17 protein-coding genes are annotated in these 13,263 nt (G+C 68.8%); 9 read left to right on the forward strand and 8 right to left on the reverse strand.

Annotation, left to right across the window (positions count from 1 at the left end):
- Positions 1-4 precede the first annotated feature (4 nt).
- From UCD39_RS18120 to UCD39_RS18135, 4 genes are all read right to left on the reverse strand, one after another.
- Positions 5-541 (reverse strand): hypothetical protein, encoded by a 537-nt coding sequence (locus UCD39_RS18120; RefSeq protein ID WP_330497274.1) that lies wholly within the window; start codon positions 539-541, stop codon positions 5-7.
- A complete protein-coding gene (locus UCD39_RS18125; protein WP_330497275.1) occupies positions 541-1,089 on the reverse strand; it encodes a hypothetical protein in 549 nt (182 codons plus the stop codon). Before UCD39_RS18125 ends, UCD39_RS18120 begins: the two co-directional genes overlap by 1 nt.
- Positions 1,090-1,277: 188 nt before the next feature.
- Entirely contained in the window at positions 1,278-1,595 is a 318-nt protein-coding gene (locus UCD39_RS18130; RefSeq protein WP_330497276.1) for a hypothetical protein, read from the reverse strand.
- 175 nt (positions 1,596-1,770) lie between these two features.
- On the reverse strand, positions 1,771-1,956 hold the full coding sequence (locus UCD39_RS18135; RefSeq protein ID WP_145732760.1) for a zinc-finger domain-containing protein: 186 nt from the start codon (positions 1,954-1,956) through the stop codon (positions 1,771-1,773).
- Positions 1,957-2,240: 284 nt separating this feature from the next.
- Between UCD39_RS18135 and UCD39_RS18140 the strand changes: the two genes are divergently transcribed.
- From UCD39_RS18140 to UCD39_RS18160, 5 genes are all read left to right on the forward strand, one after another.
- Positions 2,241-3,254: an ABC transporter ATP-binding protein gene (locus tag UCD39_RS18140; RefSeq protein ID WP_330497277.1), complete on the forward strand. Its 1,014-nt coding sequence runs from the start codon at positions 2,241-2,243 to the stop codon at positions 3,252-3,254.
- 73 nt (positions 3,255-3,327) lie between these two features.
- A complete protein-coding gene (locus tag UCD39_RS18145) occupies positions 3,328-4,305 on the forward strand; it encodes an alpha/beta fold hydrolase (protein ID WP_330498481.1) in 978 nt (325 codons plus the stop codon).
- On the forward strand, positions 4,302-5,210 hold the full coding sequence (locus tag UCD39_RS18150) for a ChbG/HpnK family deacetylase (protein WP_330497278.1): 909 nt from the start codon (positions 4,302-4,304) through the stop codon (positions 5,208-5,210). Before UCD39_RS18145 ends, UCD39_RS18150 begins: the two co-directional genes overlap by 4 nt.
- Before the next feature lie 77 nt (positions 5,211-5,287).
- A complete protein-coding gene (locus UCD39_RS18155) occupies positions 5,288-6,133 on the forward strand; it encodes a TrmH family RNA methyltransferase (RefSeq protein ID WP_330497279.1) in 846 nt (281 codons plus the stop codon).
- A 1-nt stretch (position 6,134) separates the two neighbouring features.
- On the forward strand, positions 6,135-6,725 hold the full coding sequence (locus tag UCD39_RS18160) for an rRNA large subunit pseudouridine synthase E (protein WP_330497280.1): 591 nt from the start codon (positions 6,135-6,137) through the stop codon (positions 6,723-6,725).
- On the opposite strand, the gene UCD39_RS18165 is transcribed toward UCD39_RS18160, so the two are convergent.
- The 4 genes from UCD39_RS18165 to UCD39_RS18180 form a co-directional block, all read right to left on the reverse strand.
- Complete coding sequence (locus UCD39_RS18165; protein ID WP_330497281.1) at positions 6,700-7,734, reverse strand: OmpA/MotB family protein; 1,035 nt, start codon at positions 7,732-7,734, stop codon at positions 6,700-6,702. The two genes, UCD39_RS18160 and UCD39_RS18165, sit on opposite strands and share 26 nt — an antisense overlap.
- Positions 7,724-8,602, reverse strand: a complete 879-nt coding sequence (locus UCD39_RS18170) for a motility protein A (protein WP_330497282.1) — start codon at positions 8,600-8,602, stop codon at positions 7,724-7,726. Before UCD39_RS18170 ends, UCD39_RS18165 begins: the two co-directional genes overlap by 11 nt.
- A 190-nt stretch (positions 8,603-8,792) precedes the next feature.
- On the reverse strand, positions 8,793-9,254 hold the full coding sequence (locus UCD39_RS18175) for a spore coat protein U domain-containing protein (RefSeq protein WP_330494960.1): 462 nt from the start codon (positions 9,252-9,254) through the stop codon (positions 8,793-8,795).
- 315 nt (positions 9,255-9,569) lie between these two features.
- On the reverse strand, positions 9,570-10,046 hold the full coding sequence (locus UCD39_RS18180; protein ID WP_330497030.1) for a Csu type fimbrial protein: 477 nt from the start codon (positions 10,044-10,046) through the stop codon (positions 9,570-9,572).
- A 445-nt stretch (positions 10,047-10,491) separates the two neighbouring features.
- Between UCD39_RS18180 and UCD39_RS18185 the strand changes: the two genes are divergently transcribed.
- The 4 genes from UCD39_RS18185 to deoC all read left to right on the forward strand — a co-directional run bounded on the left by UCD39_RS18185 (position 10,492) and on the right by deoC (position 13,241).
- Entirely contained in the window at positions 10,492-10,881 is a 390-nt protein-coding gene (locus UCD39_RS18185) for a response regulator (RefSeq protein WP_145732772.1), read from the forward strand.
- 6 nt (positions 10,882-10,887) lie between these two features.
- Positions 10,888-11,733 (forward strand): protein phosphatase CheZ, encoded by an 846-nt coding sequence (locus UCD39_RS18190; protein ID WP_330497283.1) that lies wholly within the window; start codon positions 10,888-10,890, stop codon positions 11,731-11,733.
- A 237-nt stretch (positions 11,734-11,970) separates the two neighbouring features.
- Entirely contained in the window at positions 11,971-12,423 is a 453-nt protein-coding gene (cdd, locus tag UCD39_RS18195; protein WP_330497284.1) for a cytidine deaminase, read from the forward strand.
- A gap of 20 nt (positions 12,424-12,443) precedes the next feature.
- Positions 12,444-13,241 (forward strand): deoxyribose-phosphate aldolase, encoded by a 798-nt coding sequence (deoC, locus tag UCD39_RS18200; RefSeq protein WP_330497285.1) that lies wholly within the window; start codon positions 12,444-12,446, stop codon positions 13,239-13,241.
- Positions 13,242-13,263: the final 22 nt, after the last annotated feature.

Below are 13,263 nucleotides of genomic sequence, written 5' to 3' on the forward strand. Positions count from 1 at the left end.
GGCCTTACCCCCGCTTGAAGCGTTCCACCTTCTGGACGCGATAGCCCAGGCCGGTGGGAAAGCGCTGTTCCGCCCGGAAACGGGCATCGCGATCGGTGGTGGCGCCCAGCAGATAGACCCGGGCGCCGTTATCGCCGGCGGGGGTCTCCGCCTCGGCCCCGTTGGCGGCCGTTCCGGCCACGGGGACCACGGTCACCTCCCACAGGCGGCCATGCACCAGTACCGCCTTGTCCGGCACGATCAGGCGGCGGCGGGGGGCAGACTGCAATTCACGCAGCTTGGCGTCAGCCTCCGCACGCACGGCGCGCAGTTCCGCCACCGCTTCTTCCAGGGCGGCGGCCTCGCGGGCGCTGCCCTCGGCCGTGGCCTTGGCGTCATTGGCGGCGGCGGTGGCGTGACCCAATTCCTCCTCCAGACGGCCCAGCCGGCGCTCCCGCGTCCGGCGGTCCTCCTCAATGCTGCGGGCGGTCAGCGTGAACTGGATGAGCGAATACATCAACAGGACGATCAGCCCGATATTGGCGAGCAGCGCGGCCGACATCAGGAGGCCACCAGCTGCTGGGGTGCCGAATCACGCGCCTGCAGCATGGACAGGGTGAAGCCCGCCGCCTCTGGAAAGGCCTGGCGGGCCAGGCGCAGGGCCTCCGCCTGATTGTCGGCCCACACCTCGACCAGATGCGGGCATCCGCGCAAATGGCTGTGCGTGGTGGCCGTCTGGTTGATGGTCAGGGTCGGCCCCAGGGCCAAGCTGCCGGTGTAGAGCCGGCGGCTGGCGCCCGCCTCCCCCACCTCGTGGATCACCTCGAAATTGTCGGACTGGGCGGTCAGCAGGCGGCGATGCGTTTCCGCCAGTTGGTTCTGAATCATGCGCCGCTCCTCCGCCAAATCCCGGCCCCGGGCCAGGTTCTGGTCATGGGCCTTGGCGGCCTGGTCCATGGCGGTGCGCGCCTTGGACACCCGGCCCTCCAACTCCGCCACGGCGTTGCGGGTGGCGTAGAGCAAGGTCTGGCGAAACAGCACCATGGCGACCATGCCGATCGCGCCGAGGAGCGCGATCACGAACAGGCTGATGCTGAATTCTTCAAGCACGACCGCGGTGATCCTTTCGGCGTTCCTGGTAAGCCTAACATTAGCGACAATTTTCCACAAATTGTCGCGCCTTACCGCCAGACCATACCGCCAAGTCCATCACGCCGGTCCGTTCATAGACGGTTATTATGGGACCCTAAACCCCGACAAGGCCAGAAGCAACCTATACGGGAGCATTCTGAACGATCTCACGCAGCGCTTTGTGAGAAGCCCTGGCTGGCGATTTCGCGGAGGAAGGCACGATCGACGGCGGGATAACGGGACGGCATCTCACGCTCGATGCTATCCATCAGGGCGCGCGCGGCCGCCCGGCCATTGATCTCGGCATACAGCAGGAACCAGGCGGCGTAGGTCCGCCCCAGGCCCACGGCGGCGGCCCCGACGGCGACATCGCCGTCCTGGGGCATCACCCAATAACCCAAGGCCCCGTCCCGGCGCAAACCGACGAAAGGCAGCTTGACCAGCGGCAGGTGGGTAGGGTTGGGCTGGGAGGGGGAGGAGACCATCGGATGCCGTTGAGGACGGGCCTGCCCCCAATGATAGCGGAGCGCGACCGGCAAACACACCGGCAATGGTATATCGTGGCGAGTTGGGGCCCGCCACCGATGCGGAAGAATAGGGTGCCCGCGCCAGGGGGTGACCGATTGCCCCACCCTGGCACGTGGTATGGCGTGCCCGGCGTCAGTGGCCGTGGCCGCCCTTGGCCTTGCCGGCCTCGGACAGGACGAAATGGCGGCCGCAATAGGGGCAGTCGATCTCGCCGTTCTTTTCCATGGTCAGGTAGACCAGCGGATGGCCCAGCGCACCGCCCCCGCCATCACACCCGACGGACGGGGTGTCGACATAGATCGTCTCAATCGGCTGCATGGCCTTGGGCGCTCCGTAAGAAATAAAGGTCAAGGGGGCGGGACGGCCGTCCCACCGACGCCCGGATCATAGCCAAGCGCGCCGGCGGATCAAGGGCGAGGCGCCGGGGATGCCTCTTCCTTCCCTTGCACATCCGTACCGCCACGCCGGGGGGGGTGTGATGGCCGTGGTTGACCGCCATCAACCGCGGGGTGTACGCCTTTTTGCATCCGGTTTTGTTAGGCCTCCCCTTCATTTCGGGCCCCACGCTTTCCGGCCCCGCCATCATGGACCGTTCCGATCCCATGCCTGACACGCGCGCGCCCGATTCCCACCCCGCCCAACCCGCCCCGACGGTGGAGCCTGGCGCCCAGCCCGCCCTGGCGATTGAGCTGCGCGGCCTGACCAAGACCTACAAGGCCAGTGGCAAGGCGCCGGCCAAGCTGGCGCTGAAGGGCATAGACCTGTCCATCCCGCGCGGCTCGGTCTATGGCCTGCTGGGCCCCAATGGCGCCGGCAAGTCCACCATGATCAACATCCTGGCGGGCCTGGTGACCAAGAGCGGCGGCACGGCCAAAATCTGGGGCATCGATATCGACCAGGACCCGCGGGCCGCCCGCGCCGCCATCGGCGTGGTGCCCCAGGAACTGAACATGGACCCCTTCTTCACGCCACGGGAACTGCTGGACCTGCAGGCCGGCCTGTACGGTGTGCCCAAGCGCGAGCGGCAGACCGACCGCCTGCTGGAGGCAGTGGGCCTGAAGGACAAGGCCAACGCCTATGCCCGCACCCTGTCGGGCGGCATGCGCCGGCGCCTGATGGTGGCCAAGGCCATGGTGCACACCCCGCCGGTGCTGGTGCTGGACGAGCCCACCGCCGGCGTGGACGTGGAACTGCGCCAATCGCTGTGGGCCCATGTGCGCGAACTGAATCGCGCCGGCACCACCGTGGTGCTGACCACCCATTACCTGGAAGAGGCGCAGGAGCTGTGCGACAGCATCGCCATCGTCAACCATGGCCAGGTGGTGGCCTGCGACAGCACCGACCGCCTGCTGCGCACCCTGGACCGCAAGGACCTGGTGGCAGTGGTGGACCAGGATCTGACGGAGGTGCCCGCCACCCTGGCCGGCTTCGAGGTTGCGCTGAAGGGCCGGCAACTGACGGTGCAATATCCACCCAGCCGCGTGAAGGTGGGGGAGGTGCTGAACGCCATCGCCGCCGCCGGCCTGACCATCGTCGACCTCAGCACCAAGGAGTCGGACCTGGAGGACATCTTCCTTCAGCTGACCCGCGCCCCCGCCGGCAATGGCGAGGGCTGAGAGTGGCATCCATTCCGCAGCAGTTCCGCGCCGGCGCCGCCGCTGGCTGGCGGCCTGTGTTCTTTTGCTGTCCGTGACCGCTTGCGCCACCACCCCGCGGGTGGCGCCGCCGCCGGTGGCCGTCACCCCACACTTGACCCAGGCCGGGATCGCGGCGCGCGACGGCGCCGTGTTGCCCACCCAATCCTGGCTGCCCGCTGACACCCCCCCGCGCGCCGTCATCCTGGCGCTGCACGGCTTCAACGACTACGCCAACGCCTATGACGCGCCCGGCCGCTGGTGGGCGGAGCGCGGCGTCGCCACCTACGCCTATGACCAGCGGGGCTTCGGCCGCAATCCCCGGCCCGGCGTCTGGGCCGGGGGCGACGTCATGGCGCGCGACATGTGGGACGCGGCGGCGGCCCTGCACGACCGCTATCCTGACACGCCCCTGTTCCTGACCGGGGAGAGCATGGGCGGGGCCGTGCTGATGACCGCCCTGGCCGGCCACACCCTGCCGGCAGGGTTCAAGGGTGCCATTCTGACCGCCCCCGCCGTCTGGTCGCGCGGCACCATGCCCTTCTATCAGCGCTGGGCGCTGGCCATCGCCAACTGGACCGTACCCTGGCTGACGCTGACACCGCCGCGCGGCCTGGTCCATGTGCAGGCGTCGGACAACATCCCCATGATGATCGCGCTGGGCCGCGACCCTCTGGTGGTGAAGGCGACCCGCGTGGATGCGTTGGAGGGCCTGACCGATCTGATGGATGCCGCCATGGCCGCGGCGCCGGACTTCAGGGTGCCGTCGCTGGTGATGTACGGGCAGCATGAGCAACTGATCCCGCGTGAACCCATGACGAAGGCCCTGGCCCGCCTGCCCGACCCCAGCCAGGGCGGGCCGCGCATCGCCTTTTATCCCACGGCCTGGCACATGATGTTGCGGGACCTTCAGGCCCGGATCGTGTGGCAGGATATCCTGGCCTGGATCACCGACCCGTCCGCCCCGCTGCCCAGCGGCGCGGATGTGAACCCCGAAATCCCCAAGCTGCTGGCCGAGGGGCGCGCACCATGACCGCGACCATCATCCCGAATGCCGACGCGGGTCCCCTCGGCAATGCCGGCGAGAGTCGTCCCGTTGTCGTCGTCAATGCCGACGACTATGGCCTATCCCCCGGGGTGTCCCAGGGCATCCTGGCCCTGATTCGCCAGGGGCGGCTGTCGGGCACCAGCTGCATGACCGCCACGCCGTACTGGCCGGAGCATGCCGCCTGGCTGGCAGAGGTGGCGGACAAGGCGGACATCGGCCTGCATCTGACCCTGACGGACCAGGAACCAGCCGGCCCCTGCCCGGCGCTGGCGCCCGGCGGACGCTTCGGCGGCGTGGGCGGCCTGATGGCCCGCGCCCTGACCGGCCGCCTGATGGGGGCCGCGGTTCAGGCAGACCTGAAGGCGGAGATCAACCGCCAGTTGGATCTGTTCGAGGCTCATGCCGGACGGCCGCCGTCGCACGTCGACGGGCACCAGCATGTGCACCTGCTGCCCGGCATCCGGGCTCTGGTGCTGGACGCCGTGGCCCGCCGCTATCCGGCCGGCAGCGTTTACGTGCGCGACTGCTCCGACCCCATCGCGGCCGTGCTGGCCCGCGGGGTGGACAGCGTGAAGGCCCTGATCATCGCCACCCTGGCACGGGGGCTGGCGGCGGCGGCGGCCCGGCGCGGCATCCCCACCAATCGGGGCTTTCGCGGCGTCTACGACTTTGCCCCCGGCCGCGACTTTCCCGCGCTGATGGCCAAGTTCCTGGAACCGGCCCGCGACCGTGCGCTGATCATGGTGCATCCCGCCCTTCCTGACGAGGTGCTGGCCGGGCTGGACCCGGTGGTGGCCAGCCGCCAGGTGGAACAGGCCTATCTGGCGGGCCCGGCCTTCGCGGCGCTGCTGGATCGCGCGGGCGTGCGGCTGGGGCGTCTTCTGGGTTGAAACAAAACCGGTTGACCCCGTAAGGACCCGCGCGCTTCATGCGGCCCCATCACCGCTATTCGTCACGAGGACCAGGGATGCCGGACCCCCGCAGCGCCAAAGGGCCGTCCAAGGCCGCCCCCCAGCCCAAGCCCGTCGGTATGGCTGAAGCCACCGGCGGTGACAGCGCCCGCCGCAAGACCTTCCGCGTCCTGGGCCTGCCGGCGGTGGCCGCCCTGTTCGCCCAGGACCCGGGGCGGGTGGAGCGGCTGTTCTTCGACGACCGCATGAAGGAGAAGGTGGGCGCCTACTGCGCGGCCCTGGCCCAGGCGCGCAAGGTCTATCGCCTGCTGCCCGCCGATGAGATGGAGAAGGTGGCCGGTACCCCCCTGCATGGTGGCGTCGTGGCGGTGGCCCCGCCCCGGCCCGTCCTGCCGCTCGACGTGGACGAGGCGGCGCGATGGGCGGCGGCGGGGGAGCCGCTGATGATCCTGGACGGCGTCGGCAATCCACACAATCTGGGCGCCATCGTCCGCACCTGCGCCTTCTTCGGCATCAACCGCCTGGTGCTGTCCGACCATGGTGAGCAGGCCTTGCCGTCCGAGGCCACCTATCGCGTGGCCGAGGGCGGGCTGGAATATGTGACGCTGTACCAGGCATCGCGCTTCGTCCAGACGCTACGCCACCTGCGCGCCCACTATCGCATCGTCGGCACCGCCCTGGGCGACCATCCGGACCCGGCGGCCGTCCTGGCGGGCGGCCAGCCCAAGCCCGCCGCCCTGATCCTGGGCAACGAGGAGGTGGGCCTGCCCGCCACCACGCTGCAGGCCTGCAACCAGCTGGTCACCCTGCGCGGCAGCGGCCAGGTCCAGTCGCTGAACGTTTCCGCCACCGCCGCCATCCTGGTCCATGCTTTGGCGACCCCCGGGGTCCGGCGGGCCTGAGATGCCGCGGCTGATCCTGTTCAACAAGCCCTATGACGTGCTGTCGCAGTTCAGCGACGATGGGGCCAATGGGGGCAAACCTCGGGCGACGGTGAAGGATTATGTCGACGTGCCCGGCGTCTATCCGGCCGGCCGCCTGGACCGGGACAGCGAAGGGCTGCTGGTGCTGAGCGACCATGGCCCCCTGATCCACCGCATCGCCGACCCCAAGCACAAGTCGCCCAAGACCTACTGGGCGCAGGTCGAGGGCGTGCCGGACGAGGCTGCCCTGGAAGCCCTGCGCCGGGGCGTCCTGCTGAAGGACGGGCCCACCCTGCCCGCCGGCGCGCGGCTGATGGCGGAGCCCGCCGGCCTGTGGCCCCGCGACCCGCCCATCCGCTATCGGGCATCCATCCCCACCAGCTGGGTGGAGCTGACCCTGAGGGAGGGGCGCAACCGCCAGGTCCGCCGCATGACGGCGGCCGTGGGCTTCCCCACCCTGCGTCTGGTGCGCTGGGCGGTGGGCGATTGGACGCTGGAGGACCTGGCGCCCGGCCAGTGGCGCGACGCGCCGCTGCCGCCGCCCCCTACCGGGTCTCGACGATCAAGGTGACGCGCCGGTCGGCGGCACGGTCATGGTCCGGCGCGGTGGGGTCGGCGTTGCCCCCCGGTGGCGCCACATGCGGCCGGGTATCGGCATAGCCCACCGCCCGCAGGCGGTTGGCCGGCACGCCATCGCTGATCAACATGCGCACCACGGCAGCCGCACGGGCGGCCGACAATTCCCAATTGCTGGGAAAGCGGGCGGTATTGATGGCGTTGCTGTCGGTGTGCCCCTCCACCGTGACCATGCCCTTCAGCGATTGCAGCATGGGGACCAGGCGGGCCAGCAACTGCTGCCCTTCCTCCCCCAAATCGGCCCGGCCGGAGGCGAACAGCACGCGGTCCTTGATCTCAATGGACAGGCCGCTGCCGTGGGGGGTGACCTGCACGTCCGGCGGCAGGTCCTGCGCCTCCAGGGTCTGGGCCAGGCGCTTGGCCTCCGCCGTCGGCTCTTCCGCCGGGCCGGCCTCCGGAAGGGCGTCGGTGGGCGGGCGTTGCGGCGGGTAGGAGGGGACGGGCGGGAAGGTGGGGCTGGTGGTGGAGGCCGCCGTCGGATGCTTGGCCATGTCCCGGGCGGGCGCCCCGATGGGATCGGCCGTGACCGCCACGCGACCGGCGCCCGGCTGGTCGTTGTCGGACTTCAGCTTCAGCCGGCCATTGATGCCCAGGATGGCCACCATGCCCAGGAACACGATCATCAGCAGCGTGACCATGTCCATGTAGCTGATGACCCACTCCTCCGACTCCTCGGCCGGCTCGCCGGGCATGCGGCCCGGGACCGTGCGGTTATGGGCCAGCCGGCCCCCGCGGGCACGGACGTCCGGGCGGGCTGGGGGCTTGGGTAGCGGCGATTTGGGGGTGGACGGTTGCGCGAACGAAGCGTGCGCCGCCCCCGGCATGACGGGGGGCGGGACGGGAACACCGGAGGCGTAGACGCGGGCGGTGTGCCGGGGCTTGGGCGGCGGCGGGTCGCCACCACCATTGCCGGCGCCGCTGCTGGACTGGTCGCTAGGCGCCACCCCAGTCCTCCTCCCGCGCGTCGCGCAGGTAATGGTCCAGGCTGTCCTGGATCAGGGTGGGGGAGCGGCCGAGATGGGTCAGCACCACCCCCTCCAGCAGCACGTTCATCAGGGCGACCCGCCGGCCGGTGCGTTGCTCCAGCTTGATGGCGATGGGCTTGAACACCAGGTTGGCCAGGATGAGGCCGTACAGCGTGGCCAGCATGGCCACCGCCATGCTGGCGCCGATCAGACCGATGTCGCCCTCCCCCAGGTGCTTCAGCATGCCGACCATGCCGGCCAGTGTGCCCAGCAGGCCGAAGGCGGGGGAGAAGGTCGCCAGCGTGCGGAAAAAGCGCGACTGCCCGGCCTCCAACTCCATCTGTTTCTGGATGCGCCAGTTCATGACCTGCAGCAGGTCCTCCAGCGGCTGGCCATCCACGACCATCTGCAGGCCCAGGCGCAGGAAGGGGTGGGACACGCGCTGGGCCCGCTCATCCGCCGCCTGGATGCGCTTTTCATAAAGAGGACGGGCGACCTCCATCAACTCCGCCACATCGGCGCGGATGCTGTCGCGGTCGCGCACGATGCCGACCAGGGCGCCCAGGGCGGCGCGAATTTCGTCACCACGAAAGGCCAGCAGCGCGACGCAGACGACGCCGCCCAGCACGATGACCAGGCCCTCGGGATTGTAATAGAAATGCCAGCTGCCGCCGGCGGAGACGACGAACCACAGCAGGACGATGGTGGCCAGCACCCCCGCCAGCGTCGTGCCGATGAAGCGCGAGGTGACGCCGCTGCCCTTGGCGCGTCCATCGCCGGCGCCTTGGCCCCCTCTGGCGGCCGGCGCGTTCCGCGCCGGGCGCGCGCCCCGTTCATTCACAGTCACGCCCCATACCCCTAAACGGACAGATGCCGCCTGCCCCGGCGGCTCGCTTCCCCAGATTAACCGACTGCCCCCGCCGAATATACCCCGGCCAGAAGATCAAGCGTTTAGGGGCGTGACCTTCTGGATACGAAATGGCAACGGCCCCGCCTGGGTGACCAGGCGGGGCCGTTTTGCATTGGGGGAAGAAGCGTCACTTTCCCTGGATGGTGATGGTCAGGGTGTCGGTGTAGCTGCCGGCGATGGCCTGTGCGTTGGCGGGGACGGTGACGGCGACGGTGGCGGTCTTGTTGAACTGGGCGGAGGAGCGGACGACGTTGACGCTGCTGCCGCTGGACTGGCCGTCGTAGATGGGGGTGTAGCTGATGGGCTGGGCGCCGGTGGCGTTGGACTTCAGGGTGCCGCCGTTGGCGGAGGTGACGCTGATCTGGTAGCCGGCGCCGTCGTTGCAGGTCTCGACCACGCTGCCGACGGTGACGGCGTTGGAGCCGGAGAGGATGTTCAACTGGGCGCCGGCGTCGGTGACGGCCACGGTGCAGGTCTGGGCGACGGTGCTGTTCAGCTGGATGGTGCCCGAGGCGCTGGCGGCGGCGAAGGCGGGGGCGGCGGCCAGGGAAGCGGCGGCGATCAGGGCGGCGGCGGCGAAGCGGATCATGACGGTGGTTCCTATCGGTTCGGCTGGGCTTGTTGCCCGTTTGCTTGATGGAAGGAATAACAGCAAACGGGGTGCCAGAACCGGGGCCGCGCCGGGCCAATTTGTTAATGTGTTGATAACGTTAATATATCTTATTTATACGGGCCGGGCCCGCCGGACACGGTGGCGGAACCCTTGCGTTCCGCAGTGGGCGGAAGGCAAGGACCGCAAGCGAATCAATGCATTAGGATTTGCCGTTCGCCAGGGCCGGCCCGGACGCGCGAAAGGGCGCCCCGGTCTGGGGCGCCCATTTGCCACGGCGAAGAAGGGGTCGGCTTACTTGCCGGCGATGGTGATGGTCAGGGTGTCGGCGTAGCTGCCGGCGATGGCCTGGGCGTTGGCCGGGACGGTCACGGACACGGCGGCGGTCTTGTTGAACTGGGCGCCGGAGCGGGTGACGGCGAAGCTGGAGCCCGAGCCGCTAGTGCCGTCATAGCTCGTGGTGTAGCTGATGGCCTGGGCGCCGGTGGCGCTGGACTTCAGGGTGCCGTTGTTGGCCGAGGCGACGGTGATGGTATAGCCGGCGCCGTCGTTGCAGTTCTCGACCACGCTGCCGACCGCCACGTTGCTGGAGCCGGACAGGATGTTCAGGGTGGCGCCGGCATCGGTCACCGCCACGGTGCAGGTCTGGGCGACCGTGCTGTTCAGCTGGATGGTGCCCGACGTGCCGGCGGCGGCGAAGGCGGGGGCGGCGAACAGGGCGCTGGAGACCAGGGCGGCGGTGGCGGCGGCGGTGGCGATGCGGCGGATCATGGCAGAGGTTCCTATCGGTTCGGCGCGGCTTCGGCGCCAAGTTTGTTCATGCCAGGTTAGTAAGCATCCACCGTGCCAAGTGCCGCGCCTTCCCGGACCGGCGTTCACCAAAATTCAACGAATTCATTTTACTGTTTGGTTGAACCGGGTTGGAACGCCGTCCAACCCTTAGACGCCGCACGCCGGCGACCCGACGGGTCGCTGCACCTTGCATCACGCCCTTGGGATAGGTTCTTTTGATAATGCATTGCAATATGCAAATACACCCAAAAGCCTCCCCATTTGCCCCACCGCCAGGGCGGGGCTTCTTCTTCGACACTCCCCATACGGGTGGGTGATGGGCGACAACCCAGACTCGTGTTAGGGTCTGCCGGGATTCACATCAATAGACACCCCGGTGGCCCCGCCCACCGTATCGCCAAGTACCCTCCGGAGACATGTTCCTATGGCCAAGGCCTCTGCCACCCCCGTCCTCGTTGTCGATGACTACGCCACCATGCGCCGCATCGTGCGCAATCTGCTGACCCAGATCGGCTTCACCCAGATCGAAGAGGCCGCCGATGGCGCGGAGGCCCTGGGCAAGCTGCGCGGCTCCAACGTCGGGCTGGTCATTTCCGACTGGAACATGGAGCCCATGACCGGCCTGCAGCTGCTGAAGGAAGTGCGCGCGGACGTCCGCCTGAAGGGCACGCCCTTCATCATGGTCACTGCCGAGTCCAAGACGGAAAACGTGGTTGCCGCCAAGGAAGCCGGCGTCAACAACTACATCGTGAAGCCGTTCAACGCCGAAACGCTGAAAAAGAAGATCGAGAGCGTCCTCGGCACGCTGGAGTAACCCCGCATGGGCCAGAAGACGGGTGTGGTTGAAACGGCGGCCCTGACGGCCGCCGATTACACCGCCATTGAGGCCGAGCTGCTGAACGACCCGCGGACCCGCGCCTTTCTGGAAAAGCGCGACGCCCATATGCGGAACGTGGGGGCGGCAGCCGGTGGGGATCTGCTGGGCGCCTTGCGGGCCGAGGTCGGCAAGCTGCAGTCCATGAGCCATCAGCTGGGCGACGGCAGCATCGCCATCGCCGGCCAGCATCCGCACATGCACATGATGCGGCAGGAACTGCGGCAGCTGTCCTCGCATATCGAGCAGACGAAGCAGGAAATCGCCCAGATGGTGCCCAAGGATTCGGCCAACAGCCGCATCCTGGCCGCCACCTCGGAACTGGACGCCATCGTCACCGCCACGGAGCGGGCGACCAGCGACATCCTGTCCGCCGCGGAGGCCATCCAGGCCACCACCGAGCGGCTGGCCCGCACCGGCCACATCGACGTCATCGAGATCGCCACCGATATCGAAAACCACGTCATGTCCATCCTGCTGGCTTGCAGCTTCCAGGACATCACCGGCCAGCGCACCACCAAGGTGGTGAACACCCTGCGCTATATCGAGCACCGGGTGGCGGCGATGATCGGCATCTGGGGGGTGGAAGGCAACGGCGATCCGATGATGCCAACCAAGCCCGGCGACACCCGGCCCGATGCGCATCTGCTGAACGGCCCGGCCCTGAACGACGTCAGCCAGGACAACATCGACGCCCTGTTCAACGCCGCCGGCACACCGGCGGCGGCGCCCAAGCCCGCCGCGCCAACCGGTCCGAGCAGTCAGTCGGATATCGACGCCCTGTTCGACTAAGGCGCGATGTCTGGCTGAAGGCCGGCGCCTTAGTCGAACAGCCGTACCGATCCCACCGAAAGCGGTCCCCCAAGGACCGCTTTCGTATTTGTGGGCCTTGTGATTTCCTATGGGGTAGGCACTCCCAAGACTTGACCATTTGGTCAGGTTGTGGCGGTGTCCTGGGTGTGGCGGCGCGGCCCTTGCCGCTTCACCCGCGTTGGACCAAACACCCGCCCCTCGGAGCCTAGGCCCCTCATGTCCGCACCTCCGCCCGCCCCTGTGCCCACACCGGCATCGCCCGCGCTGTTCACGGCCGCCGCCGCCGCACGCCTGCATGCCCATGCGCCCTATTCCCGTTTCCTGGTGGGCGCGGCCCTGCGCACGGCGGACGGCACCGTCTTCGTCGGCGCCAATGTGGAGAACGCGGCCTATCCCCAGGGCCAGTGCGCGGAGGCCAGCGCCATCGGCGCCATGGTGGCCGGCGGCGCCAAGCGGATCGCGGAAATCGTCGTCATCGGCGCGCCGGCCGACCCGAACGCTGACGCGTCGGGACTGTGCACGCCGTGCGGCGGCTGTCGCCAGCGCTTGCGCGAATTTTCCGCCCCCGACACCCTGATCCATGTCGCGGGGCCGGAGGGGATGCGCGCCACCTTCACCATGGACCAGCTGCTGCCCTTTTCCTTCGGGCCGGATAACCTCAGTTTCTAACGGGTTGAGCTGTTGACGCCATGACCGATCCCCAGTCGCTAGAAGGTCAAGACCTGGCCCGCCGCGCCCTGCCCCTGCTGGACCTCACCAGCCTGAACGAGGAGGAGGACGAGGCCACGACCGACGCGCTGTGCGCGCGCGCCGTCACCCCGGCCGGCCGGGTCGCCGCCGTCTGCCTCTGGCCCAGCTTCATTCCCCAGGCCCGGGAACGCCTGGCCGGCACCGGCGTGCGCATCGCCACGGTGGTGAATTTCCCCGGCGGCAGCCTGTCGCCGGAAAAGGTGGCGGAACAGACGGCCGCCGCACTGGCCGATGGCGCGGACGAGATCGACGTGGTCATCCCCTATCACAGCATCATGCACTACCCGAACAGCCCCCAGCCGGATGAGGTGCTGGCCGCCACGCGGGAGGCGGCGGGCGACGCCGTGATGAAGGTGATTCTGGAAACCGGCAGCCTGGCCAAGCCCGTCTTCATTGAAAAGGCGGTGGAGATCGCGGTGCGCAACGGCGCCGATTTCCTGAAGACCTCCACCGGCAAGGTGCAGATCGGGGCCACCCTGGGCGCCGCCCGCATCATGCTGGAAGCCTGCCGCGACAGCCTGAAGCCCGACAGCCCCCGCCGCGTGGGCTTCAAGGCGTCGGGCGGCATTCGCGACCTGGACGGCGCGCGGGATTATCTGGCCTTGGCCGACAAGATCTGCGGCCCCGACTGGGCCAGCCCTGCCACCTTCCGCTTCGGCGCCTCGGGCCTGCTGGACGCCCTGCTGGCGGCCCTGGGCCAGGATGCAGGTCACCCGGCCGCGACCAGCGGGTACTGACGCCCTTCCAATCGCCCCTTTC

It is taken from the genome of Nitrospirillum karajorum (assembly GCF_036348415.1).
In the GTDB taxonomy this organism is placed as follows: Bacteria; Pseudomonadota; Alphaproteobacteria; order Azospirillales; family Azospirillaceae; genus Nitrospirillum; species Nitrospirillum amazonense_B.

Excerpts from the sequence above, each read along its gene's own strand:
- UCD39_RS18120 (WP_330497274.1), bottom strand. The coding sequence starts at position 541 with ATGTCGGCCGCGCTGCTCGCCAATATCGGGCTGATCGTCCTGTTGATG.
- UCD39_RS18130 (WP_330497276.1), bottom strand. The coding sequence starts at position 1,595 with ATGGTCTCCTCCCCCTCCCAGCCCAACCCTACCCACCTGCCGCTGGTC.
- UCD39_RS18135 (WP_145732760.1), bottom strand. The coding sequence starts at position 1,956 with ATGCAGCCGATTGAGACGATCTATGTCGACACCCCGTCCGTCGGGTGT.
- UCD39_RS18140 (WP_330497277.1), top strand. The coding sequence starts at position 2,241 with ATGCCTGACACGCGCGCGCCCGATTCCCACCCCGCCCAACCCGCCCCG.
- UCD39_RS18150 (WP_330497278.1), top strand. The coding sequence starts at position 4,302 with ATGACCGCGACCATCATCCCGAATGCCGACGCGGGTCCCCTCGGCAAT.
- UCD39_RS18155 (WP_330497279.1), top strand. The coding sequence starts at position 5,288 with ATGCCGGACCCCCGCAGCGCCAAAGGGCCGTCCAAGGCCGCCCCCCAG.
- UCD39_RS18160 (WP_330497280.1), top strand. The coding sequence starts at position 6,135 with ATGCCGCGGCTGATCCTGTTCAACAAGCCCTATGACGTGCTGTCGCAG.
- UCD39_RS18175 (WP_330494960.1), bottom strand. The coding sequence starts at position 9,254 with ATGATCCGCTTCGCCGCCGCCGCCCTGATCGCCGCCGCTTCCCTGGCC.
- UCD39_RS18180 (WP_330497030.1), bottom strand. The coding sequence starts at position 10,046 with ATGATCCGCCGCATCGCCACCGCCGCCGCCACCGCCGCCCTGGTCTCC.
- UCD39_RS18185 (WP_145732772.1), top strand. The coding sequence starts at position 10,492 with ATGGCCAAGGCCTCTGCCACCCCCGTCCTCGTTGTCGATGACTACGCC.
- UCD39_RS18190 (WP_330497283.1), top strand. The coding sequence starts at position 10,888 with ATGGGCCAGAAGACGGGTGTGGTTGAAACGGCGGCCCTGACGGCCGCC.
- cdd (WP_330497284.1), top strand. The coding sequence starts at position 11,971 with ATGTCCGCACCTCCGCCCGCCCCTGTGCCCACACCGGCATCGCCCGCG.
- deoC (WP_330497285.1), top strand. The coding sequence starts at position 12,444 with ATGACCGATCCCCAGTCGCTAGAAGGTCAAGACCTGGCCCGCCGCGCC.